The sequence below is a fragment of the Dyadobacter jejuensis genome (assembly GCF_003149085.1).
Lineage (GTDB): Bacteria > Bacteroidota > Bacteroidia > Cytophagales > Spirosomataceae > Dyadobacter > Dyadobacter jejuensis.
The window spans coordinates 1-25,098 of sequence record NZ_QGDT01000016.1 but is presented as its reverse complement, the minus strand read 5'-3'; the positions used below and the strand labels follow the sequence as shown (position 1 = coordinate 25,098).

17 protein-coding genes and 1 tRNA gene are annotated in these 25,098 nt (G+C 47.3%); 14 read left to right on the top strand and 4 right to left on the bottom strand.

The genetic code is table 11. The features are described 5' to 3' along the window. The first annotated feature begins 89 nt into the window (after positions 1-89). The 3 genes from CLV98_RS20555 (at position 90) to CLV98_RS20545 (ending at position 5,124) form a co-directional block, all read left to right on the top strand. The gene (locus CLV98_RS20555; RefSeq protein ID WP_109677544.1) at positions 90-344 is read left to right on the top strand and encodes a GlsB/YeaQ/YmgE family stress response membrane protein; all 255 of its coding nucleotides are present in this window, start codon (positions 90-92) and stop codon (positions 342-344) included. A 110-nt stretch (positions 345-454) separates the two neighbouring features. Then, a complete protein-coding gene (locus tag CLV98_RS20550) occupies positions 455-1,990 on the top strand; it encodes a GH3 auxin-responsive promoter family protein (RefSeq protein WP_109677541.1) in 1,536 nt (511 codons plus the stop codon). Between the two features lie 35 nt (positions 1,991-2,025). Further along, complete coding sequence (locus CLV98_RS20545) at positions 2,026-5,124, top strand: SbcC/MukB-like Walker B domain-containing protein (RefSeq protein ID WP_109677539.1); 3,099 nt, start codon at positions 2,026-2,028, stop codon at positions 5,122-5,124. A 68-nt stretch (positions 5,125-5,192) separates the two neighbouring features. Here CLV98_RS20545 and CLV98_RS20540 read toward each other — a convergent pair whose 3' ends face one another. Together CLV98_RS20540 and CLV98_RS20535 are read right to left on the bottom strand one after the other, a co-directional pair. After that, positions 5,193-5,588: a hypothetical protein gene (locus tag CLV98_RS20540; protein ID WP_109677537.1), complete on the bottom strand. Its 396-nt coding sequence runs from the start codon at positions 5,586-5,588 to the stop codon at positions 5,193-5,195. Positions 5,589-5,674: 86 nt separating this feature from the next. Next, the gene (locus CLV98_RS20535) at positions 5,675-7,210 is read right to left on the bottom strand and encodes a hypothetical protein (RefSeq protein WP_109677535.1); all 1,536 of its coding nucleotides are present in this window, start codon (positions 7,208-7,210) and stop codon (positions 5,675-5,677) included. 301 nt (positions 7,211-7,511) lie between these two features. Between CLV98_RS20535 and CLV98_RS20530 the strand changes: the two genes are divergently transcribed. The 11 genes from CLV98_RS20530 (at position 7,512) to CLV98_RS20475 (ending at position 23,506) form a co-directional block, all read left to right on the top strand. Further along, positions 7,512-8,672 (top strand): acyltransferase family protein, encoded by a 1,161-nt coding sequence (locus tag CLV98_RS20530; RefSeq protein ID WP_109677533.1) that lies wholly within the window; start codon positions 7,512-7,514, stop codon positions 8,670-8,672. 80 nt (positions 8,673-8,752) lie between these two features. Beyond that, on the top strand, positions 8,753-9,472 hold the full coding sequence (locus CLV98_RS20525) for an ATP-binding cassette domain-containing protein (RefSeq protein WP_109677531.1): 720 nt from the start codon (positions 8,753-8,755) through the stop codon (positions 9,470-9,472). A gap of 170 nt (positions 9,473-9,642) precedes the next feature. Beyond that, complete coding sequence (locus tag CLV98_RS20520; protein ID WP_109677529.1) at positions 9,643-12,711, top strand: serine hydrolase domain-containing protein; 3,069 nt, start codon at positions 9,643-9,645, stop codon at positions 12,709-12,711. A gap of 72 nt (positions 12,712-12,783) precedes the next feature. After that, positions 12,784-18,096: a T9SS type A sorting domain-containing protein gene (locus tag CLV98_RS20515; protein WP_109677527.1), complete on the top strand. Its 5,313-nt coding sequence runs from the start codon at positions 12,784-12,786 to the stop codon at positions 18,094-18,096. Between the two features lie 74 nt (positions 18,097-18,170). After that, on the top strand, positions 18,171-18,623 hold the full coding sequence (locus tag CLV98_RS20510; protein WP_109677525.1) for a nucleoside deaminase: 453 nt from the start codon (positions 18,171-18,173) through the stop codon (positions 18,621-18,623). Between the two features lie 63 nt (positions 18,624-18,686). Continuing rightward, positions 18,687-19,292 (top strand): superoxide dismutase, encoded by a 606-nt coding sequence (locus CLV98_RS20505; RefSeq protein WP_109677523.1) that lies wholly within the window; start codon positions 18,687-18,689, stop codon positions 19,290-19,292. A 95-nt stretch (positions 19,293-19,387) separates the two neighbouring features. After that, a tRNA-His gene (locus tag CLV98_RS20500) sits at positions 19,388-19,463 on the top strand. 595 nt (positions 19,464-20,058) lie between these two features. Further along, a complete protein-coding gene (locus CLV98_RS20490; RefSeq protein WP_146202317.1) occupies positions 20,059-20,307 on the top strand; it encodes a hypothetical protein in 249 nt (82 codons plus the stop codon). Between the two features lie 340 nt (positions 20,308-20,647). After that, on the top strand, positions 20,648-21,508 hold the full coding sequence (locus CLV98_RS20485; RefSeq protein WP_109677516.1) for a COG1470 family protein: 861 nt from the start codon (positions 20,648-20,650) through the stop codon (positions 21,506-21,508). Positions 21,509-21,513: 5 nt separating this feature from the next. Next, positions 21,514-22,521, top strand: a complete 1,008-nt coding sequence (locus CLV98_RS20480; protein WP_109677514.1) for an ABC transporter ATP-binding protein — start codon at positions 21,514-21,516, stop codon at positions 22,519-22,521. After that, entirely contained in the window at positions 22,475-23,506 is a 1,032-nt protein-coding gene (locus CLV98_RS20475; protein ID WP_109677512.1) for an ABC transporter permease, read from the top strand. The genes CLV98_RS20480 and CLV98_RS20475 overlap by 47 nt, the downstream gene beginning before the upstream one ends. Positions 23,507-23,625: 119 nt before the next feature. Here CLV98_RS20475 and CLV98_RS20470 read toward each other — a convergent pair whose 3' ends face one another. Together CLV98_RS20470 and CLV98_RS20465 are read right to left on the bottom strand one after the other, a co-directional pair. Next, positions 23,626-24,648: an LLM class flavin-dependent oxidoreductase gene (locus tag CLV98_RS20470; protein WP_109677652.1), complete on the bottom strand. Its 1,023-nt coding sequence runs from the start codon at positions 24,646-24,648 to the stop codon at positions 23,626-23,628. A 92-nt stretch (positions 24,649-24,740) separates the two neighbouring features. Continuing rightward, entirely contained in the window at positions 24,741-24,998 is a 258-nt protein-coding gene (locus tag CLV98_RS20465) for a hypothetical protein (RefSeq protein WP_109677510.1), read from the bottom strand. Positions 24,999-25,098 lie beyond the last annotated feature (100 nt).

Genomic DNA, 25,098 nt, shown 5'->3' with positions numbered 1-25,098 from the left:
ATTAAGATTCCCGAAGCCAAATCACGCATTCTCACAGTTTTTGTTATATTTAGGTTTTATATCACTTACATACCAAAACTTAAAGAATTATGGGCGTTTTAACATGGATCATCGTGGGTCTTATAGCGGGTGTCATAGCCAAGGCCATCCATCCTGGCGAAGATCCTGGGGGTTTTTTTGTTACCATCATCATTGGTATTGCCGGAGGAGTGGTCGGCGGATGGATCTCTTCTATGCTTGGCTTTGGTGCAGTAGACGGTTTCGACCTGGGAAGCTTATTCATAGCCGTCCTAGGTTCGGTACTACTCCTATTTTTATACCGAAAGTTTAGTAAGAAGTCCTGATAAATATCAGCTTAATTTTGGTGGAGGAATCGTTTCGAAGCGAGTCTTCCACCATTTTTATTTAGTACTTTTATAACTTCAAAGTCACAATTCAATCTATTGATAAGCTTATGAAGCTGGTAAATGACATGACGGTGTGGTTTCTCAATCGCCGCTACGAGAGGATAGAACAATTCAAGAAGAGACCTATCGAAACACAGCAGCGCATGTTTACGGAGTTACTTGAAACGGCACGGTACACCGAATGGGGTTCCAAATACAATTATGGCCAAATCAAAACGATCCGTGAATATCAGCAACAGGTGCCCGTGTCGACCTATGAGGATCTGTATCCTTACATTGAAAGAGTACTCAAAGGAGAGGCCAACGTGCTATGGCCCTCTTCCATAGAATGGTTTTCTAAGTCGTCGGGAACGACCAACGCACGAAGTAAATTCCTTCCCGTGTCGCCCGAAGCGCTTGAAGAATGCCATTATGAAGGCGGCAAGGACATGATGACCCTGCTGATTCAGAACCGCCCCGACACTAAAGTTTTCGATGGAAAAGGCTTGTCTATAGGAGGAACTCTCCACGCCAATCCCTTCGACGACTATACCCAGGTAGGCGATGTGTCGGCGGTAATCATGCAGAACCTGCCCGCCTGGGGGGAAATCATGCGCACTCCGCCATTGGACGTTGCCCTGATGGACCATTGGGAAAGTAAGCTAGAGAAAATGGCAGAAATATGCTCTGAAGAAAACGTAACGAGTATCCTCGGCGTACCCACTTGGACCATTGTACTGCTGGACCTCATCATGGAAAGGAATAACAAAACGAACCTATTGGAAATATGGCCCGATTTTGAGGTATTCGTTCATGGTGCGGTATCTTTCGAACCCTATCGCGACTTGTTTATCCAAAAATATTTCCCTTCGAAGGGAGTCAGTTATTTAGAGACCTATAGTGCCTCCGAAGGCTTCTTTGCCATTCAGGACGACTTAGATAAGATCGGAGAAATGCTACTCATGCTCGACTATGGTATTTTCTACGAATTTATCCCTCTCGACCAAGTAGGACAGAAACACCCAAAGGCTCTCTTGCTCGACGAGGTGGAGGTGGGTGTCAACTACGCCCTGGTCATCTCTACCAATGCCGGCCTGTGGCGTTATTTAATTGGCGACACCATCAAGTTCACCTCTATCGACCCTTTCCGTCTGAAGGTTAGCGGTCGTACGAAGCATTTTATCAATGCATTCGGAGAAGAAGTGATCGTAGAAAACGCCGACCATGCCATCAAGACGGCGGCCAACAGCACCGATTCGCTGGTAGCCAATTACACGGCCGGGCCGGTATACATGGGCGACGGCTCCCGGGGGCGGCATGAGTGGATCATCGAGTTTAGCAAAAGTCCAACAGACCAGGCGGAATTTAACAGGATCCTAGACGAATCGCTTCGAGAGGTCAATTCGGACTACGACGCCAAGCGCTATAAAGACATGGCCCTCTTACCTCCACTCATCCATATAGCCCCGGCAGGAACTTTTTATAGCTGGATGGGAAGTAGAAACAAATTGGGCGGGCAAAATAAAGTCCCCAGGCTGAGCAACGACAGGAGCTACCTGGACGATCTGCTAGCGATACTGGCCGACCAACCTTCTAATGCCTAACCCCGGTTCTATCTTTTACCTTCTACATTTCATTCATGATTCCTAAGTACCTGAAAATAAAGGGACTTTATTCCTATCAACAAGAGCAGGAAATACATTTTGACGACCTTACCAATGCCTCCCTTTTCGGTATTTTCGGAGCAGTAGGTAGCGGCAAGTCCTCTATTTTAGAAGCCATAACCTTTGCCCTTTATGGGGATACGGAACGGCTCAACAAATCGGGCGACGACCGGACCTATAATATGATGAACCTGCGCTCCGACGAGTTGCTAATAGACTTCGAATGCATTGCCGGCAAGAATGGAAACAGGTATCGGTTTACTGTAAGGGGGCGTAGAAACAGTAAAAACTTTAAAGACGTCAAGACTTTCGAAAGGAAAGGCTATTCCTGGAAAGAAGAGCAATGGGTACCCCTATCGGAGAATGAAAGCATTGAAGACATCATAGGGCTCAGTTACGATAATTTCCGGCGGACTATCATTATCCCTCAAGGAAGGTTTCAAGAATTTATTGAGCTCCGCGACGCCGACCGTACCCGGATGATGAAAGAACTTTTCCAATTGGAAAAGTACGATTTAAGCCGAAAAGTGGCTACCCTCATGGGGAAAAACAAGGAGGCGATTGCCCATGTGGAAGGGCAGCTTACCGGCATGACCGCCGTCACTACCGAGCTCATCGCCCAGCAAGAGGGCATGTACGAGGCCGTACGACTAGAAATAGGAAAGGCCAGTGAGCAAGTGAATAGCCTAACACTACTGGCGGAGACCTTTCAGAAACAAAAACTGGCTCTAGAAAATATTCGAATCCTGACCCAGCAACTCAAGGATCTGGAAGCCCAAGAAGGCCAAATGAAACAACGGAGAGCCTCCTTGGCAATTTTTGAAATATGCTCCCTTCATTTCAAACCGCTACTCGATCAAAAAAAACGACTTGCGGAGATCCTCCATCAAGAAGAGTCACAACTAGAAAAACTCGCTTCACAGATCGACCGACTATCCACTACACGTACCGAACGTCAGTCGGAAAGAGTTGGACTGCTACCAGCCTACGAAAACCGTGAAGCCTTGCTTCATCAGGCTATGGAGCTAGAGAAGGTCATTATTATCGCCTCAAAAAACAAGCAGATCGACCAGCAAATGGGTGCCCTTACGAGGGGGGAGGCGCGCTTAAAGGAAAGGAAAGAGGCCCTTTTAAAGAAAAAAAATGACCGGTCGGCCTTAGAAAAAGAAACCAGTGCCCATAAAAACAAACTTCCTGACCTCACCGAAACAGGAAAGATACAAGCCTGGTATACCAAGCTGGAAATACTGACAAAAAAGAAAACTGCCACCTTGGAAGAGGCCAACCAGGTGAACCAAAACCAAAAAGAAGTGGAGGAGCTTAAGCGCAAATACCTCCTCGAACTGACCACTAACTTCCAATTGGAACTGGCACCGGACAGCGGACTTTCAGAATTTGAAAAAAGCATAGAAAAGTGGCTCTTGCAACACTCAGGACAGAAGAAGGAATTGGAGGCTAAGTTCCTTGAAGTGCAGACCAAGGCGCGCCTACAGCAATTCGCCACCGAGCTACAGGACGGAGCACCATGCCCACTTTGCGGGTCGGAACACCACCCCGCCTTGCTGCATCCTAACGACGAATTCAATACCCAGCTAAAACAGCTGACCGATCGAAAAGCCTTTCTTGAACAACAAGAAAAGGAGCTTAGAAAGGCTCAGCCTCCTATCGACCGACTTTTTCAGCAAATTTCTAGTTTTGAACAACAAAAAACGACCATCAGGTCGCGTTGGAACGAAGAGAAAGTCGCCTTGGAGGAACACGATCAATTATTTGTCTGGCCCCAATTTGACAGGAAAGACTCAGCCCGTTTTCTAAGCTACTTTGAGCAAACCGTTCAGCTACAAAAGACGATCAAGGAGCAAGAGCTACTACTCAAAGAAGCCAGTGTGGCCATAGAAGCGGAAGAAATAGAAATTCAGCAAAAACTCGAAGCGCCCTTGCAGTCCTTAAAGGATGAAGTACTCAAGGCGCAGAGCACCATTGACACCTTAACGGGCCAGCTAACGAATATTCAACTGGATGACTATCGACATAAAAACAGCGAGGCACTCACTGATCGAGTAGAGAATTTACGAAAAAAATATACGGAAGTCAAAACCAAGTTCGAGCATACCGAAAAGGAAATTGCCGAATTGGAGAAACAAATTCATGCACTCGGCGGAGAGCAACGTAGCTTACTAGAAAGTAGAGCTCGGCACCAAGCGGAGTTTGAGAACCTGGGACAGGCCGTTCAGCAAAGGCTACTGCAACATGCCTACGAGTCGGAAGAATGGGTGGGGCAGGTCCTTCTTTCCGACCTGGATATTGGTACGGAAAGAAACGCATTGGACCGGTTCGACCTGCAAATCCATACCATTCGTCGTGACCTTCAAAACCAGAAAGAACAAAACCCCATTTCTGCTTACGACCCCGAACAGCATGAGGCTACCAACCGTAAGCTCCAACACCTCCAGAAGCAATTACAAACATTGACCAAAGAAGAGGGACGCCTGGAAGGACTTCTGAAGCAGCTCAAAGAGGACCTCATCAAAAGAACCACCTTACTCCAAGAACAGGAGCGGTTAGACATCCGGAAAAACCACCTCAACGATTTGGCAAAACTATTCCGTTCGAGTGGATTCGTGGATTATGCTTCCAGTATCTATCTTCAGAATCTGATACAGGCTGCCAATGGTCGGTTCCATCAAATGACCCACCAACAGCTTCACCTGGAGCTCGGTGAGGGAAATAGCTTTTGGGTAAGAGACCTACTCAATGGCGGCCATTTACGACTGCTAAAGACCCTTTCGGGAGGACAAAAATTCCAAGCCGCCCTTTCGCTGGCTTTGGCCCTAGCCGATCATATTCACGTACGAAATGCGTCCAAACATAATTTCTTCTTCCTCGACGAAGGTTTTGGTTCCCTCGATAAAGCCGCATTGCAAACGGTGTTTGAAACCCTAAAAACCCTGAGGAAAGAGCATAGAATAGTGGGGATCATCAGCCATGTGGAAGATCTCCAACAGGAAATACAGACGTATTTAAAAATCGAAGAAAGCGAAACAGGAAGCAAAATTATCCCGAGTTGGTTATAATTTACTTTTCGGGGCTGCTATAGCCCCGAAAAGTAAACATAGGTCATTGCGCTTAGGCGCCAAGCGTACTACTTGCCAAACCACTGATCGAAACTAAACCGTCCTTTTTTGATCAATGCTTGCAGCTTAACCTGCTGCTGCTCATTGAGCACCTCAATCATCTCCTCACGTTTTTGTTCCGAAAGCAGCCTTTTATCCTTGCGCGTGCCGTCCTTACGGTCCACCTTCCGCTCTAAACGTGCATAGCGTTTATCTATTTTGGAAAGCTGCTTGATTTGTTTTTTAGAAAGATCGAGTTCCTCCTTATACCGTTCCAAATTCTTATCTAAACGGCGGTTATTCAACTTGGAGGTCGTCTGCTCGATAGCCTGGCCATCTTTCGCTTTTTGAGCTAAAGAAGGCATGACAGAAAAGCATAAAAGCACGATCACCCCCAACAAAAGATTTTTGTAATTCGATTTCATGGCTGCAGAATATAATTGATTATGCCTTTCCAAACGAACAGTTAGATAAAAATGATATTCAACGGGCCCACTCTGTCGTCATTTTCTTATTTCCGGATATAATAAACGATTCCATTTTTGGTCTTTTTATACTGGTAATTCATTCTAATATAATCGTTTATAACCGGATATTGCGCTATCTCTTTTCCTAAGTTGCTGAAAGTAGAATAGGGAGTACGGGCCAAATCAATGATCAATTTTGGTCGAGTCGTTTTGATATCATCCATAAAATTCTTGACCCTGTAATCTAACAATTCTGAATCCAAAAATAGATTATGCGTATGGGGAAGCCTATATCCCGATGGCCGAAGGGTATAATAATATAACCGATCGGCCCAGCCCCAAAGTACAATGGGGTCTGTGGGTTGGGTGTTGTCCTGAATCGTTCTCATGATCACCAGATCTTCCTCTCCACTCGGCAGAGCTTCAAGGGTGTGCCTGGTCAGGGTATTTCGGGCAGTCTGAAGCATAGAAAAGCCCAAAAGCACCCCCAATGCCCACCCTTGAGCTGGCACCTGAGCATGGGCTAGCCACACCACTAAACAATACAACAGGGGGACGAATAAGTATAAGATATAATGCTCAAAATTATTTCCCGCTTGAAGGCTCGCATAGAGACTGCTCAGTAGCAACAATACCGAAAAGATTCTATTCATTTTCAAAAACCTGTCCTTCTGGCTACGACCATCTTTGGGCCATAAAACCAAAAGTAAAAGGCCTATAAGTATTCCTAAAAAATAGTATCTGGAATGGGTACTATTGAGCATAAAACTAAGGGTACGAAAGGGCCCAAAGCGCTCGACAACTGGCATAGGCTGGAACTGCGTACTATAGGAATAATAAAAGTAGTTCCAGAAATAATTAACCCAAAAATCTCCTATTTTACCTTTTACAAAAAAGTAGGCATTCATCAGGAGCGTGGGCATTACTCCCGCAACCGTGAGCAAAATAACTTGTGCCCATTTTTTTTGTCCAACTAGCTTCCAAAGAGCCATAGCGGCAATTACCAGCCCCATCGGTACATTTTGAAATTTGATATAGAGTAGACTTCCCAGTACGACACCCAGCAAAGCTACTTGCCACGACTCCATGCTCCCCTTTTTTTCTAAACGAAGGTACCAATAAGAACAAACGGTGATGCACATCACACTCAAATGTTCGGAGTTATACCCTATATGATCGTTGTACCATGTAGTTGCTATTAGCATACCCATCACCCATACCAATAGCAGGCTTCTGTCTGCCGGCAGGAATAGGCAAAAGGTTCGATAGAGGTAAATAATGGTAACCAGCCAAAATACCAGCCCTACGGTCTCAGCCATGGGATAGCTCAGCGGCACACCCAAAAGCTGCAACATCCAGAGAGGCAGGACCGTTAAGGGACGTGAATCGGTATAATTGAGGATCAGCCAAAGTTTGTCGGGCAGGGAGCTGATGGAATGTGAAGCCGCCAGCCAAGTGCTAGCATCTACATTAGGCTCCACATTGACCATATATATCCATCGGGATAGGAAAATAAGTAGCAATAAGCCAGCTAACACCATGCTATGGGACACGGATGAGCCCTGAAGCTGTCGCCTCATTGAGTGCCTCCATAATAACCAGGTAATGGCCAGGAAAAGAAACAAGAGAATCCCTTTAAAAAACAAAATGTTTTCCAAGTTTAATCTACTTTAGTAAAACCACACTAACGACTCCACAATTTAACCACTCCCATAGAATAAATCCTATAATATTTGATTAAACGGCCAATCTTCACTTCAGTTTTTTCGAACTATGTCATCCACATCTCTCGACTCCAAATAATTTCCCCGTGATTTGGCTAGTATCTTTGGCGAATTTGTCAGTAGAATAGCTATATAATGAATTAACGAACGCAGGGACATGCCAAACACCAAAGAAAATTCGCTCGTAGAAGAGCCAACCCAAACAAACAAACCAAGTAAAAGCCAACGGTTGCTTTCTCTGGATACCCTTCGAGGCTTTGATATGTTCTGGATAGCCGGGGGAGAAGAAATATTTTTTGTACTGGCTAAGGTTACTGGCTGGTCTTGGGCCATCGCCTTAGCGCATCAGTTCACTCACCCCGATTGGCATGGATTCAGGGCCTACGATCTTATCTTCCCTACTTTCCTATTTCTGGCCGGAGTATCTACGCCCTTCTCTTTGGGAAGTCGCTTAGAGAAAGGAATCCCCCCCTCCGACCTCATCAGGAAAGTCATACAGAGGGGCATCATCTTGGTATTACTAGGGATCATTTATAATAACGGTATATTCCAAACGGAATGGGAAAATATGCGCTATGGTAGTGTGCTGGCTCGTATAGGGCTCGCTGGAATGTTTGCCCAAATCCTTTTCCTATATTTTAGTTGGAAAGCCCGATGGATCTGGTTTGCAGGCTTACTCTTGGGCTATTATGCCTTTATGATGCTCTATCCGGTACCCGGCTGCGGTGCAGGCCTACTCACGATGGACTGTAACCCTGCCAGTTATTTCGATCAAATGTTAATCCCAGGAAAATTATACCTTACCATACACGACCCCGAGGGCTTAGTGTCCGTCATTCCGGCTATCGCCACAGGCTTAATGGGCATATTTGCAGGAGAACTTTTAAGGAAAGGAAACGAAGTTATCAGCCAGAATAGCAAAGTCGTTTATTTGGTCGCTGCTGGTATCACTAGTTTATTGTTGAGTGTGGTTTGGGACTATTTCTTCCCTATCAACAAAAACCTATGGTCCAGTTCTTTTGTGCTCTGTGCCGGAGGATTTAGCACCTTATTACTAGCACTGTTTTATTGGATTATCGACGTATTAAACTACCGTAAATGGACGTTCTTTTTCGTGGTCATCGGGATGAACTCGATTGTCATTTATATGGTAGGCGACTTTATCAACTTTAGCTATACTGCCCATGCCCTATTTGGGGGGCTACTAGAGTTTCTTCCGGACCCCCTTGAGAAAATGGGAGAAGTGTTCGCCTTTATCGGAGTTCAATGGGCCTTTATGTATTACCTGTTTAAAAAGAAATTATTTTTGAAAGTATAGCTTTAAAACAGGTACTTTGTGGAAGCAGGGGAATGCATCGAGCGAATTCCTGCTTTCACAAAATATAATTTTGCCTGAAAATGTCCTTACAAGTTCATCAGCTAACCAAATATTACGGCGCCCAAAAGGCCATAGACGGTTTATCATTTTCCCTATCCAAAGGCGAAATAGTTGGTTTTTTAGGGCCGAATGGAGCGGGTAAGTCCACGACCATGAAAATCCTTACGGGGTACCTGAGCCCTACCTCGGGGTCGGCCATCGTGGCCGGTCATGACCTCAGTATAGAGGCGCTACAAGCAAAAAGTAAGATAGGGTACCTTCCAGAACACAACCCGCTGTATCTGGATTTATATGTTAAAGAATTTTTAGAATTTTCGGGAAAACTCAACGGGCTCAAAGGGGATCTATTGGCCCAACGCAGCCTGCAGGTCATGGAGGAATGTGGATTGCTCTCCGAAAAAGGAAAAAAAATAGGTCAACTCTCTAAGGGTTACCGCCAACGGGTCGGCCTTGCACAAGCCTTGCTACACGACCCCGAAGTGCTCATACTGGACGAACCCACTACAGGGCTGGATCCCAATCAGATACTCGAAATCAGAGAGCTTATACGCCGAGTGGGCCAACAGAAGACCATCCTTTTTTCGACACATATATTGCAAGAGGTGGAGGCCCTTTGCGACCGTGTGATCCTCATCAGCCAGGGACGGCTCGTTGTGGACGACACGTTAGACAACCTGAGGCAGTCGGGGCAGTCTCTCGAAGCAGTCTTTGCTTCTCTTACCCGAAGTATTGAGACCTAAGTAAGGGGGAGCTCTATTTATTAGAATTAGCTTAAAAGGCCCCTTTCAGGAGTTTTTTCCTATAAAAAATGGTTATTATTGTAGAACAGCAATTTTAAGACACTATGTTACTTATTAAACTTCTCAACGTTTAATTCATAGTTACCCACGCTCAATAAATACAAGAGCATATGAAATTTTGGTTAAAAAAACGCTCGTTTGCGTCGCTTACGGTACTGGCACTCATTGTACTTTGCCCAGCCGTAACCGGAGCACTCATGCTTATCAACAACAAGATAGGTGTGCCCCACGAGACAAAGAAAAAGGTGGCAGCTCCGGCTGTGGTCAAGGCAAAAAAAAGCAATGGTCCGATCTTGGTATTACCCGAGGCCGAATGGGTGGATAGTACCCTTTCCTCCCTTTCCTTGGATGAAAAAATCGGCCAGTTATTTATGGTCGCCACCTATTCGAACCGCGATAACCGACATTACAATTATATCGACAAACTGATTAATGAATACCATTTAGGAGGCTTAATTTTCTTTCAAGGGGGACCTATTAGTCAGGCGCGCCTGACCAATCGTTATCAATCCGAATCAAAAGTCCCCTTATTTATAGGAATCGATGCCGAGTGGGGCTTGGGGATGCGCTTAGACAGCACTATATCTTACCCCAAACAAATGGTGTTAGGCGCTATTCAGGACGACGAACTCATCTATCAGATGGGGGAGGACATAGGTCGTCAATGTAAGCGCTTGGGGACCCATATTAATTTCGCCCCAGTTTCCGACATCAATAGTAACCCCAACAATCCGGTAATAGGCGTTCGCTCATTTGGCGAAGACCGGGACAATGTAAGTCGCAAGGCAGTGGCCTATATGAAGGGGCTGCAAAAGGAAAGGGTAATCGCCACCGCCAAGCACTTCCCTGGCCATGGCGACACCGGAACCGACTCTCACTATACCTTACCCGTACTCACCCACTCTAGCGAACAGCTCAAAGAGACAGACCTCTATCCCTATAGAAGATTGATCGCCGACAGCCTTATGGGAGTATTAAGCGGCCATTTATATGTACCCGTTTTGGACAATACCCCTCAGCTTCCCAGCTCCTTGTCGACCAAGGTGATCAATGGCCTACTCCGGAAAGAGATGGGCTTTCGTGGTCTTGTATTTACCGATGCCATGAATATGCGAGGCGTAGCGAAAACGGGAAAAGCCCCCGAAATTAACCTTAAAGCCCTTATCGCTGGTAACGACGTACTCCTATTCCCCGAAAATGTGGGGGAAACTATTGCAAGAATAAAACAAGCGATTTCTAAAAAAGAAATCAGTGAAAAAATAATTGATGATAAGGTTAAAAGAATCTTACAGGGTAAATATTGGGCGGGACTAAATCACTACGAGCCTATAAAAATCGATGGTTTGTATGCCGATCTCAATCAGGAGAGCAGCCAGGCACTATATAAAGCCCTTTGTGAGGCGTCGATCACCTTAGTGAAAAACGACGAAGAGCTTCTCCCCCTTCCGGTAGACCAAAAGGAAGAGTTAGCCGTAGTCTCTATTGGCGAAAGAAGTCTCTCTTCTACCTTCAACGAGAGCGTGACCTCCATCAGCCCCATACCCCGGTACAATTTCTATGATGGCCCAGGGTCCCAGCAAGAAATCGCAGAAATGCTCGACCATTTGGCACCTTATAAGACCGTGATTGTGGGGGTACAAGGACTTTCCAGCCGGCCTAATCGCAACTACCGGGTAAACCCTAAAGCGGTATCCTTTATTTCTCAATTAAAAGGCCAGGGCAAAAAGGTGGTACTTTGTGTATTTGGCCCCGCCTATAGCCTTTCTTACTTCCCAGAAGTAGATGCCCTTTTATGCGCCAATGCCGGTGGCGCTGAACAACTCGAAATTGTTCCTCAAATGTTATTTGGAGAAACCCCTACCAAGGGCTTGCTACCGGTCTCTACCCATGCTTTCAAGGCGGGAACAGGGATCAAGATGCATACAACTAGCGAAAACTTAATGGCATCGTCCCACCCAGAAAAGGTAGGAATGAGTTCCAAAACGCTTCAAAAAATCGAATCCATAGCCCAGGACGGTATCAGCCAAAAGGCTTTTCCTGGTTGTCAGATTTTGGTGGCTCGTCAAGGAAAGATCGTATACAACCGTCAATTTGGCACCTTGGACTATCGCACAACAGACAAGGTTAACGATCAAACTTTATATGACTTAGCCTCGCTAACCAAAGTTACGGCAACCCTCCAGGCCATTATGCTTTTGTATGACCAAAAGCGAATAGACCTCGACCAGCGTGCATCGTACTATCTACCCGAGCTAATCGGAACCAACAAAGAAAAAATCACCATTAGAAACCTGCTGCTGCACCAGTCAGGACTCCTATCGTTTTACCCCACCCTGTGGAATAGGACCAAAACCAAAGGAGGAGGACTTTTGCCTGAGTACTATAGCTCCCAGCCCGATTCGGTTTATTCCTTACGCATCGCCCCCAAGCTCTATGCCAAAGCGGCTATCAAGGATTCGGTTTGGAAGTGGGTTGTCGAATCCCCGCTAAACACCAAAAGGCTACGATCGGGCCAATATGGTTTTTTGTATAGCGACCTAGGGTTCCTAACCCTTCAAAAGGTAGTGGAAAGGATCACAAAAGCCCCCATGGACCAATTTGTTAACGACCATATCTACGCACCTTTAGGCCTTAAACGACTCGTATTCAATCCACTTAACCAGTTTTCGTCCGATCAAATAGCCCCTACCGAGCTCGATCATCATTATCGAAACCAGCTCCTTCAAGGCACCGTTCACGATCAAATGGCCGCCGAGGTAGGGGGAGTATCTGGTCATGCAGGGCTATTTGGTACGGCTCAAGACCTGGCTATCCTCTGCCAGATGAACCTATGGAAAGGACAGTATGGCGATAAAAAAATATTCGAAAAAGAAACGGTACCCTATTTCAGTAGGCTATACGATGAAGCCCATCATCGCGGCTTAGGCTGGGATAAAGTGCCTAGCTCCGGCAATAGCTCCTACGTTTCTGACATGGTTTCGCCCAACTCCTTTGGCCACAGCGGATTTACAGGAACCATGGTATGGATGGATCCAGATGAAGATTTGACATTTATTTTCCTTTCTAACCGGGTATATCCCTCAGCCAGAAACAACCAAATTAACACCCATAAAATTAGACGTAGAATTCAAGATACGGTCTATGCCTCTATTACCGATCACAAAAGCATCCTACCCTAAGTCCGTGTATTTGAAAATTATATCTAACTTTACCGTTAAACTGAAATCTGGTAAAGTAATATAAACCTGTACATGAAAAAATTGTTTACCCCCAGAAATATTCTTGTAAATCTGATGCTCGTATTATTTGCGGCCACCACATTTGCACAGACTATCACCACTGGAACCGTTACTCCGGGCGCAGTTTGCGCAGGAAGCACCGTATCCGTTGCCTTTGCAACGACCGGAACTTTCCCTACCTCAACGACCTATACCGTAGAACTTTCCGATGATGCCGGTGATTTTACGAGCCCAACGGCCATAGGTTCTGGCACTAGCACACCCATTACTGCTACCATTCCCGCCGCCGCCGCCGCAGGTACGGCCTACAAAATTAGAATCACTAGCGCCACTCCCGCCGTGACGGGTACCGAGAGTGCTGCAGTTACGATATCAGCCCTACCGCCAGCACCGACAGTCGCCAATGTAAACTATACAGTTGGAGACACCCCAGTAGCATTGACCGCTACTGGAACAGCCTTACAATGGTATGACGTGGCTACAGGAGGAACCGCCTTAGCAGCAGCGCCAGTGCCCACCGCAACGGCAGCAGGTACTCAGAGCTACTGGGTAACACAAACCGTTGGAGGCTGCGAAAGCCCGAGAGCACTCATTACCGTGACAGTCGCTTGTGCCCCGCCAGCAGCACCGACAGTTGCCAATGTAAACTATACAGTTGGAGATACGCCAGTAGCACTGACCGCTACTGGAACAGCACTAAAATGGTATGACGTGGCTACAGGAGGAACAGCCTTAGCAGCAGCACCAGTACCCACCACAACGGCCGCAGGCACTCAGAGCTACTGGGTCACTCAAACCGTTGGGGGCTGTGAAAGCCCGAGAGCACTCATCACCGTGACAGTCGCGGCTTGTACACCACCAGCAGCACCCACCGTTGCCAATGTAAACTATACAGTTGGAGACACGCCAGTAGCACTGACCGCTACTGGAACAGCCCTAAAATGGTATGACGTAGCTACAGGAGGAACCGCCTTAGCAGCAGCGCCAGTACCCACAACAACGGCGGCAGGCACTCAGAGCTACTGGGTAACACAAACCGTTGGAGGCTGTGAAAGCCCGAGAGCACTCATTACCGTGACAGTCGCGGCTTGTACACCGCCAGCAGCTCCTACAGTTGCCAATGTAAACTATACGGTTGGAGATACGCCAGTAGCATTGACGGCTACTGGAACAGCACTAAAATGGTATGACGTAGCTACAGGAGGAACCGCCTTAGCAGCAGCGCCAGTACCCACCGCAACGGCGGCAGGCACTCAGAGCTACTGGGTAACACAAACCGTTGGAGGCTGTGAAAGCCCGAGAGCACTCATTACCGTGACAGTCGCGGCTTGTACACCACCAGCGGCACCGACAGTTGCCAATGTAAACTATACAGTTGGAGATACGCCAGTAGCATTGACGGCTACTGGAACAGCCCTAAAATGGTATGACGTAGCTACAGGAGGAACCGCCTTAGCAGCAGCGCCAGTACCCACTACAACGGCGGCAGGCACTCAGAGCTACTGGGTAACCCAAACAGTAGGCAGCTGTGAAAGCCCGAGAGCACTGATCACCGTTACCGTCTCCGCTTGTGTGCCGCCAGCAGCACCCACCGTCGCCAATGTTTCCTATACCGTCGGCGATACCCCAGCGGCATTGACGGCTACGGGTACGGCACTTAAATGGTATACTACTGCAACAGGAGGTACAGGGGTCACTACCGCACCGACACCCACTACCACGGCAGCAGGTACACAGAGTTTTTGGGTAACCCAAACAGTAGGTAGTTGTGAAAGTCCGAGAGCTCTTATCACCGTTACCGTGTCCGCTTGTGTGCCGCCAGCAGCACCCACCGTTGCCAATGTAAACTATACAGTTGGAGACACGCCAGCAGCACTAACCGCTACTGGAACAGCACTAAAATGGTATACTACTGCCACAGGAGGTGCAGGCGTCGCTACCGCACCGACACCCACTACCACGGCAGCAGGTACGCAGAGTTTCTGGGTCACTCAAACAGTAGGCAGCTGTGAAAGTGCGAGAGCTCTTATCACCGTTACCGTGTCCGCTTGTGTGCCGCCGGCAGCACCCACCGTCGCCAATATTTCCTATACCGTCGGCGATACCCCAGCAGCATTGACGGCAACGGGTACGGCACTAAAATGGTATACTACTGCCACAGGAGGTGCAGGGGTCACTACCGCACCGACACCCACTACCACGGCCGCAGGCACGCAGAGTTTTTGGGTAACCCAAACAGTAGGCAGCTGTGAAAGCCCGAGAGCACTCATCACCGTAACCGTGTCCGCTTGTGTGCCGCCGGCAGCACCCACCGTCGCCAATGTTTCCTATACCGTCGGCGATACCCCAGCAGCATTGACGGCAACGGGTACGGCACTTAAATGGTATACTACTGCCACAGGAGGTGCAGGGGTCACTACCGCACCGACACCCTCTACCACAGCAGCTGGTACGCAGAGTTTCTGGGTCACTCAAACAGTAGGTAGCTGTGAAAGTGCGAGAGCACTGATCACCGTTACCGTGTCCGCTTGTGCGGTATTAGCACCGACAGTCGCCAATATCACCTATTGTAAGGGAGCAACCGCAACGGCACTTACTGCGACTGGCACCGCACTTAAATGGTATACGACGGCCACCGGCGGAACGGGAACAGCTACGGCTCCAGTTCCCTCAACTGCTGTGGTAGGAACCAAAAGCTATTATGTAACGCAAACGGTCGGCCCCTGTGAAAGTCCTCGGGCCAAAATAGATGTAGTAGTCATAGAAACGGCAGTTCCGGTAATTAGTACCCCTGCCCCCTATTGCTTAAACGAAACCGCTACGGCTCTTACAGCAACGGGTACGGCACTTAAATGGTACAGCACCGCAACAGCCACGACCTCTTCGACCACTGCACCCGTACCAACTACTACCGTAGCCGGAGTCAAGAGTTATTTTGTAACCCAGACGGTCAATGGTTGTGAAAGTGAAAAGGCAGAAATTATAGTGACGACGAAGGCCCTCTCTGTACTTCCTACCACCACCATGCCTACCGTTACGCTATGCCAAAATAGCACCGCAGCGGCACTTACTGCTAGCGGAACCGCATTAAAATGGTACAGCACCGCCACAGCAACTACGGCTCTCGCTAGCGCTCCAGTACCGCCAACGACTACCGTAGGCACCACCAGCTATTATGTAAGTCAAACGACGACCAATGCCTGCGAAAGTCCACGTCTTAAAATTGACGTGGTCATAAAAGATACACCGCTGGCACCGACCGTAACTCCGCAAATCGAATATTGTGTAGGAACCACAGCCACGGCCCTTACACCTTCTGGTGCCGCTTACAGCTGGTATCCGACAGCCACAGCCACTACCCCGCTGAGCAGTACCCCTGTACCCTCAACGACTACTGCTGGAACCACCAATTATTATGTTTCTCAAAATACCACCTATCCAGTTGGCACCACCAACCTGGTCTGTGAAGGGCCACGGAGCCTGGTAAGTGTCGTTATAAACCCCACACCTACGGCAGCCACCGTTATTGGCGAGGAGTTTTGTCAAGAAAAAGCCGATAAGACCTATTCTTTTGCTGCAACACCTACCACCGGCAACACCATTGCCTGGTATACGGCAGCAACAGGAGGTACCGCATTAACGGCCACACCAACGGTCAACTTAAAAGCTCCTGGTGACGTTACCTATTATGCAGTACAGGTAAGTGCCAAAAATTGTGAGAGTGCTACTCGGGTAGCGAAAACGATCACCGTCAAGCCACTTCCTGCCTTACCGGTCTTGCCTCAGCCAAGCCTGGTATATTGCCAGTTCGACAAGGCCGTTGCCCTACAAGCCACTCCTCAAACGGGGGCCACCCTCGATTGGTTTGGAACAGTAGCTACTGGAGGTACCGCCAGCCCAACGGCCCCCGTTCCATCGACGGAAACAGGAGGAACCACATCGTATTATGTTGGACAAACCCTCAACGGCTGTGCCGGTGACAGGACCAAAATAGACGTACAAGTCAACACCACTCCCAAACCCGCCACCACCACTTCCCTGGCTTATTGCCAAGGCGAGACCGCTCCTATTTTGGACGCCACTGGTTATGCGCTAAAATGGTACCGCACAGTAGACGGAGAATGGCAGGGCTACCCCTTTACTCCCTTTACGGAGAAGGTAGAGGATTACTCTTTCTATGTTACCCAAACAGGACAAGTAAATGGATGTGAGAGTCCGAAAGAAGAGATCAAAATTCATATTAAGGCTTTCCCGTCCGCAACGATTTCAGGAAACTCTACCATCAAATTTGGTGAAACCGCTTCGGTCAAACTGGCCTTCACCAGCGATGGTCCCTGGAGCTATACCCTTTCGGACGGAACGACAGGAACCTCTACAACGTCCACGACTCAAGTACCCGTTCAACCGGCCGTTACCACCACCTATTCGGTTACCGAAGTCTCCAATGCCTGTGGTAAGGGGATTCAATTGGGGGTAGCCATTGTCAATGTACTGGTTCCCACCATCACCACGGGCAACCCGTCGGTGGCAGAGGCCTGTGCAGGAGGCGATTTCCAGATTCTTTTCCAAAAATCTGGCGACTTCCCTACCGACAGCAAAATGGTCGTACAACTCAGCACTTCCACTTGGGATAGCACCTTCTATTCAATCCCTTCCTTGGTAACAGGTTCGTCGATAGTGGCCACCATACCCGATAGTACCCAAGGAGGTACCTATTATGTACGGGTAGCCAGTGAGAATCCCAACCCTGAATTCACCCAGCCAGGAACCATCAGTGAGATTACATTAAAAATCAATCCGATTCCTACTGCTACAATAACGGGTAACCAGACGATCGTCATCGGCGATAAGGCCCAATTGAATGTGGCCCTCACGGGAATAGGACCCTGGCAGTTTTATGTCAACAACGGCAGTACCGACAGTCTTTATACGGCTACCACTACTCCTTATAGTATAGAAGTGGCCCCTGCCAAAACCACCACATATGCTATTACTACCGTAAGTAATGGCTGCGGAACTGGCTTAGGAAAAGGGACCGCTCGGGTACAGGTAGACCCCATTTTGGGTGTAGAACCTCCAGTAACCGAATGGGTGAAGGTATACCCTACCCTAATCGAACAAAAATGTTTAATAGAAATCACCAACACGATTGTGGGAGAGGGCGCTACCATACAGCTGCTCGATACGAGAGGCGTGGTATTGAAAAAGAAGACTACTCGGGAAGCATTTAGCGAACTCGATTTCTCGGCTATGTCGTCGGGAATCTATCTGATCCGTATCGAGAATGGTGACCTCAACCAGGTACAGAGAGTATTTAAGCCCTAGGCCTGAATAAAGGGGATCGCGACAAAAAGTCCCGATCCTCTTTATTAGAATTTAGGTAGCAGTTCAAAAGAAAAATGAATATACAAGCCGATTTAATGGATCATTACTTTATGCAAGAGGCCTATAGGCTGGCTCAAGAAGCCTATGCAGTGGGGGAGATACCAGTAGGAGCTTTGGTAACGCATGGAGAGCGCATATTGGGCAAAGGGTATAACCAAACCGAGCGCCTTCAGGATGTGACTGCCCATGCCGAAATGCTGGCGATTACGGCCGCTGCCGATCATTTGGGTGCCAAATATCTTAAAAATTGCACCCTATATGTCACCCTCGAACCTTGTGTAATGTGTGCGGGAGCGCTCAACTGGTCGCAGATTAGCCGGGTCGTCATGGGTGCTACTGATGAAAAACGAGGGTTTCGCCGCTATGGCATGAATCTTTTACACCCTAAAACCATACTGATAGAAGGCATTATGGCTGAGGAAAGCAAAGCGCTATTGCAGAACTTTTTTTCGAAGCTAAGAACATAATCCCACTATCTATTGTTAGAGAATTACTGTTTAATCATATTAACCATAAACTTCATTTTTAAGATGGCATTTACACTAGATCCCTTACCATACGCAAATAATGCATTGGAGCCTAACTTCGACGCACTTACCATGGAAATACACCATGACCGTCACCACCAGGCTTATGTAAACAATCTGAACGCCGCTATTGCGGGTAGTGAACTTGAGGGTAAAAGCATTGAAGATATATTAAGCGGAATCAGCAAGGCTCCTGCAGCCGTTCGCAATAACGGAGGTGGTCATTTCAACCACAGCTTTTTCTGGAAGTCACTTTCTCCTAACGGAGGTGGTGAACCTACTGGTGAGCTTGCTAAGGCCATTGACGCCAAATTTGGCTCTTTCTCAGCCTTTAAAGAAGAATTCAAAAAAGCCGCCGCTACCCGTTTCGGTTCGGGCTGGGCTTGGCTTATCGTAAAAGATGGTGAATTGGCGGTAACTTCTACCCCCAACCAAGACAATACTTTAATGGATATTGCTGAGGTAAAAGGCAGCCCCATCTTAGGACTGGATGTTTGGGAGCATGCATACTACCTAAAATACCAAAACAAGCGCCCCGATTATATCGATGCTTACTGGAACGTAGTAGACTGGAAAGCCGCTGACGCTCTGTTTGTTGCAGCAAAATAATTTAATAGATCATAAAAAAGGTTTACAGCAGCAAAAAAATATTTATCCATTTTGTTGCAAGCTGTAAACCTTTTTGTATTTTTGTGACCTCAAACGGAGGTTGTAGCTCAGTTGGTTAGAGCGCTAGATTGTGGTTCTAGAGGTCGCGGGTTCGAGACCCGTCTTCCTCCCAGTTTTAAGGCTGTCTTTTTAGGCAGTCTTTTTTTGTGGGCTTTAATAGGCTTACGGCTTACGGCTTACGGCTTACGGCTTACGGCTTACGGCTTACGGCTTACGGCTTACGGCTTACGGCTTACGGCAACAACCCGGTCGATAAGGGCTGAGTTCATTCCTACCCGTATTTGTTCTAATAAAATAGGAGTATCATAGCACCAAATAGGACACCCGAAAAGCAGAAGTCATCAATATCTGCTCAGCCCTGAAAATCCCTATTTCACCTGCCATTTTGAAACAGATGATTGGACCTGATCTATGATTTGGTTCATCTCCTTTTCACCCAGACGAAAGTATATTCCAACCTGTTTTGCTATCTCGACATCCAGTTAATTATCATCCATATCGATATTGATAGCAAGACCATCTTGATCCATGGATGGGTTAATGTCAAAGGCCGGAGACAGACGCCAGCCCTTAGATGTTAGCACAAATCCATGATTGAAAGTATCGAAAAATGGGATTGAACCATTTGTGACGTAGTGGCGTATACAAAGAGGAAATATTTTGTTTCACCCATCTGCTTGACCAGCAAGAAACCACCACAAAATATATGGACTTACGTACAACCTTATCAATGACCGAAACCTTTCTGGAAATGTTAATCGATTGTAAAAACCGGGGGGCAAAAGCAGAAATGATTTTGGACCTCAACGGATTGGAACGAGCCGAAGGAATTATTCAGGAAATTCATAGGGATGTTCCAAATCCATATATAGCACTCAACGATGGCAGGATAATCGAAGAAAACACAATCATCGCCCTCAATGGAGTTTTCCGGGCGGCCTATGCAGGGTGTTAATCAATATGATCCTTATTTTCGATTGACCTATCCGATAAACAAGGGCTCATTTTGTACTCGCAGGGGGATTTAAGCTGAATTATAGAACCAAGCTAATACAATCGCTACCCAACGAGCATTTTCAAATACAAGCCCGCTCATTATTTCGGACATGAGCTGTTTTGGCTCGCTTAGTATCCAAATAAAACTCGAAAAATTTCAAAAAAAAATTCCATTTCATTTTTTTTGAAATTTTAGCGTTTTATTATTTTTGGGTTCAGATTTCAGGACTGTTCTTCCATTAGGACCAGTCAAACCATTTTTTAATAAATCGAACTTAATACCTTTTGTTTATTAGATCATGACCACTATTTGTCCCAATTCAAAAAAGTACAATCTACAGTTTTATGGTTTGCTAGTGTTTTTTATTTCTGGACTGCTAACCACCACCCACCTCTTCGCTCAAGTACCCAACGCCACGGGCGGCACATCCTCCTTCAAAGCCAACCTCATGAATATAGAGGCCACTGCCAATGAAACGTTCAGGTACAACACCGTCCTATATAACGGGACGTCCGAAACAAAAATCTACCAATTGCAGGCACAGGTACCAGACGGATGGTCGGTTACTTACATGACTATGGGTAGCCCGGTTACCTCCGTCAGTGTCGAGGCAAAAAAATCGCAGGATGTTACCATAGAATTAAAAGCACGCCCCGATTCAAAACCTTCCAAATACAGTGTTTTGGTGACGGCTACATCGGCTAGTGACAGTCTGACCCTCAATTTGGAGGCGGCCTTAAAAGGAGCCTATGGCATAGAGCTGACTACCCCTACCGGTCGGCTGAGTGATGAACTTACTGAGGGAAGCACCAAAGAGATACACCTGGTCGTCAGAAATAGCGCCACCCTACCGCTAGAAAACGTAGAGTTGACCGCACAGTCACCCTCCCACTGGGACGTGACCTTTGAGCCATCCAAAATCGACAGACTCGATCCTAATAAAACGGTTGACGTTAAGGCGAAGGTAAAAGTCCCCGACAAAACGATCGCGGGCGACTATATCACCACGTTTACTGCTAAGAATACGAATGCATCCGCCAATTCGACTTTTAGAATTACCGTTAAAACGTCCCTCCTTTCGGGTTGGATCGGCATCATAGTCATATTGCTCTCGATAGGTCTTGTATATTCTTTAATTCGTAAATACGGCAGACGATAAGTATTATGGAGAAGCCAATCATTGAATTGAGGGGTTTGACAAAATGCTATGGTAGCCTAAAGGCCGTTGACAACCTGGACCTAACCATTCAAAAAGGGGAGATATTCGGTCTGTTAGGACCCAACGGTGCGGGAAAGACCACCACCATTATGATGATGCTAGGGCTTACCGAACCCACGGCAGGAACGGCTACCGTTTGCGGCTATAATGCCACCACCAACCCCATCGCTGTAAAAAGAAAAGTAGGTTATCTGCCCGACAGCGTCGGCTTTTATGATAGCATGACGGCTCTCGAAAATTTAACTTATATCGGCAGGCTCAATGGTATTCCAGAAGCCGAAGTTAAAGACCGTGCCTTTGAAGTCATGACGGCCATCGGACTCCGTGACGCCGCCGACAAAAAGACCTCCGCATTTTCCAGGGGTATGAAGCAAAGGCTAGGCCTGGCCGATGTGCTTATTAAGCAACCGGAGGTCATCATACTCGACGAGCCTACGCTAGGGATTGATCCCAGCGGGGTCAAAGAATTCCTAAAACTGATTCGTCAACTCAGCCGACAACATGGAATCACCGTACTATTATCATCACACCATCTGCATCAGGTACAGCAGGTTTGCGACCGTGTTGGGATATTCGTAGGTGGTAAAATGCTGGTAGAAGGGAGTGTCGATAAACTTTCCCGAAGTCTTTTCAAAAATGAAACGAACGTGGTTAGTATCAGCTTAGCAGAGGCAGTACCTACCCCTTGGGAGTTTGAAGACGACCTGCATCGACTCGAACGAGTACAACGAGTTGCCGTAACCGATAATGTGGTGGAGATTTCGTGCCTCAGCGATATTACTCCCAGCCTCGTTCGGTTCTTTGTTCATAAAGGTCTGGATGTGACGGGGGTCCATAAAAAGGAATATGGACTCGATGATATATACGAGAAATATTTTGAAAACAACTTAGCAGAAAGTAATACCAATGAAAAGCCTAACCGTGTTTTCCAGAAGTCTTTCTTTAAAAAATAAAGATTACAATCATTCGTCTGAAGGAGCTGTATTTCCAGCAAGTCCATTCAGCATTATGGTAGGGAAGGAAATTGCCGACCACCTACGCAGCTGGCGTTTTATCGTCTTGTTATCGCTGATAGGGCTTACTTTTTTCGGTGCCCTATATGTATCATTAAGTAATATCAAATCGGCCGTCTCCAATACGCAAGATCCCGATCGCCTATTTTTATACCTGAAACTCCTCACCACAACCGATGGCACCTTGCCTCCTTTTCATGTACTTCTTAGCTTTTTGGGGCCACTGTTAGGGATTAGCCTAGGGTTTGACACCATCAATTCGGAGCAAAATGCCGGCACCCTAACGCGCCTCATGGCCCAGCCGCTTTATAGGGATAACTTGATACTATCAAAATTCGTAAGCGCCATGGTCATGGTAGGCTGCCTCTTCGTGTCCCTTGCCTTGCTGATGATCGGTGCAGGGCTGCTCATCACGGGAGTCAAAATTGAACCCGAAGAGGTACTACGTATCTTCGCCTTCGTTTTTATTAGCTTCGTTTATGTTGGATTTTGGCTTAGTTTATCCATTTTACTTTCCATCCGCTTCAAGCAAACGGCCACCTCTGCCCTTACGGGCATTGGCATCTGGCTTTTCCTAACGGTGTTTTACAAGCTTGTCGTCAATCTGGTAACCAAAGCATTGTTTCCCGATCCAGCATTTCTTGCTCCCCAGCAGGCATTGGCTTACCAAGAGTTGATAAGTAATTTTCTACGCCTAGACCCCAGCCAACTTTACACCGACGCTACCACCACCTTGTTGATGCCCTCGGTTCGTAGTTTGGGTCCGTTAACCATGGAGCAAATGGCCATGGCTATTCCTTCCCCCCTACCCTTCAAGGAAAGCCTGATGATCGTCTGGCCTCAGGTTAGCGGATTGCTAGCAGCTACGGTTTTATGTTTTGCACTGTCTTACTACCTTTTCATGCGCCGGGAGATCCGGAGCTGATCTGGCAGATTAGCGTAGATAAAAGACTGGTAGTCCCGCGCCGTCGCTGGATGCAGCTATACTCCAAATGGCATGGCAGCGCCCTGCTTAACTCGGCCTTGCCATGCCATGAGGCACTGCTAGCGCCAACCCAATCCAGGTGCCACATGGTCCAAAATAGAGGACAACACATGTACATTATAGTCGACTCCCAGCGTATTGGGTATCGTCAAGAGGAGGGTGTCGGCTTCCTGAATCGCTTCGTCTTGCGCCAACTCTTTGATGAGTTGATCGGGCTCTGCGGCGTAGCTTCTACCAAAAATCGCCTGCTTGCCCCTTTCGATATTTCCGATCTTATCTCTCCGATTCGCTTCCTGACCGAAATAATAGCGATCCTGATCGTTTACCAATGCAAATATAGACCGGCTTACCGACACCCTTGGTTCGCGCTGGTATCCCGCTTTCTTCCAGGCATCTTTGTATTGCCTAATCTGCTCCGCCTGTTGCACATGAAAAGGCTTACCCCCTTCATCATATTTCAAGGTCGAACTTTGTAGGTTCATTCCATTTTCGGCGGCCCAAACGGCCGTTGCATTGGAGGCGGCACCCCACCAGATACGTTCCCGTAATCCTTCGGAATGGGGCTCCAACCGCAATAGGCCAGGAGGGTTCGGGAACATCGGGTTCGGATTGGGCTGAGCAAACCCCTTGCCCTTTAGCCTTTCCAGGAATTCGAGGGCCTTACGGCGTCCCATATCCGCATCGGTCTCTCCCTCAGCCGGTTCATATCCAAAATACCTCCAGCCGTCTATCACTTGTTCCGGCGAACCCCGGCTTACCCCCAGTTGCAGCCGCCCCTCGGAGATCAAGTCTGCCGCTCCGGCATCCTCCACCATATAGAGTGGGTTTTCATAGCGCATATCAATTACCCCCGTCCCAATCTCTATTTTGCTTGTTTTGGCGCCTATAGCCGCAAGCAACGGAAATGGTGATGCTAATTGAGAGGCAAAATGATGCACCCGAAAATAAGCCCCATCTAAACCGATCTCTTCGGCAGCCACGGCCAGGTCTATGGACTGTAGCAGCGTGTCACTCGCCGTCTGGGCATTATAAGCCTGCTGGTGCGACCAATGCCCGAAAGATAAAAATCCTATTTTCTTAATCATATGTCTGTCCGATTCATTTGAGAACGAGACAGCAACTAAGGGGTTAAAAGTTCCAAAGGGATAATCTGTGCGTGGCACTAAAAAGGTAATTAGTTCCAAACTTTTGTACCGTACAGAACTGACTTTTCAAGGCGATTCTGCTTAAAATCTTCATATTGGACGGGGTCTAACAAATCCAGTTTCTCCCCATCACAATAGTATTGGTGTATGTTGGTAGAGCCAAAAACGGAGCCCTGAAGTTCCAGAACTTCTTTATTTTGATAACTGTATAGAACAACGGCATTGAGTGGATATTCTGGAGCATGTTGACCCCTTGTACTCAGGGTAATAATGAATGCTAAAAGCACATTATTGGCTTGTTTTCTAGTGACATTCTGGCGTATATTGACCCCCTAGACATTTATTTTTGATTCATTCTGGAGCATATTGACCCCTTTGGGTAATTGT

Excerpts from the sequence above, each read along its gene's own strand:
- CLV98_RS20555 (WP_109677544.1), top strand. The coding sequence starts at position 90 with ATGGGCGTTTTAACATGGATCATCGTGGGTCTTATAGCGGGTGTCATA.
- CLV98_RS20550 (WP_109677541.1), top strand. The coding sequence starts at position 455 with ATGAAGCTGGTAAATGACATGACGGTGTGGTTTCTCAATCGCCGCTAC.
- CLV98_RS20545 (WP_109677539.1), top strand. The coding sequence starts at position 2,026 with ATGATTCCTAAGTACCTGAAAATAAAGGGACTTTATTCCTATCAACAA.
- CLV98_RS20540 (WP_109677537.1), bottom strand. The coding sequence starts at position 5,588 with ATGAAATCGAATTACAAAAATCTTTTGTTGGGGGTGATCGTGCTTTTA.
- CLV98_RS20535 (WP_109677535.1), bottom strand. The coding sequence starts at position 7,210 with ATGAGGCGACAGCTTCAGGGCTCATCCGTGTCCCATAGCATGGTGTTA.
- CLV98_RS20530 (WP_109677533.1), top strand. The coding sequence starts at position 7,512 with ATGCCAAACACCAAAGAAAATTCGCTCGTAGAAGAGCCAACCCAAACA.
- CLV98_RS20525 (WP_109677531.1), top strand. The coding sequence starts at position 8,753 with ATGTCCTTACAAGTTCATCAGCTAACCAAATATTACGGCGCCCAAAAG.
- CLV98_RS20520 (WP_109677529.1), top strand. The coding sequence starts at position 9,643 with ATGAAATTTTGGTTAAAAAAACGCTCGTTTGCGTCGCTTACGGTACTG.
- CLV98_RS20515 (WP_109677527.1), top strand. The coding sequence starts at position 12,784 with ATGAAAAAATTGTTTACCCCCAGAAATATTCTTGTAAATCTGATGCTC.
- CLV98_RS20510 (WP_109677525.1), top strand. The coding sequence starts at position 18,171 with ATGAATATACAAGCCGATTTAATGGATCATTACTTTATGCAAGAGGCC.
- CLV98_RS20505 (WP_109677523.1), top strand. The coding sequence starts at position 18,687 with ATGGCATTTACACTAGATCCCTTACCATACGCAAATAATGCATTGGAG.
- CLV98_RS20490 (WP_146202317.1), top strand. The coding sequence starts at position 20,059 with ATGGACTTACGTACAACCTTATCAATGACCGAAACCTTTCTGGAAATG.
- CLV98_RS20485 (WP_109677516.1), top strand. The coding sequence starts at position 20,648 with ATGACCACTATTTGTCCCAATTCAAAAAAGTACAATCTACAGTTTTAT.
- CLV98_RS20480 (WP_109677514.1), top strand. The coding sequence starts at position 21,514 with ATGGAGAAGCCAATCATTGAATTGAGGGGTTTGACAAAATGCTATGGT.
- CLV98_RS20475 (WP_109677512.1), top strand. The coding sequence starts at position 22,475 with ATGAAAAGCCTAACCGTGTTTTCCAGAAGTCTTTCTTTAAAAAATAAA.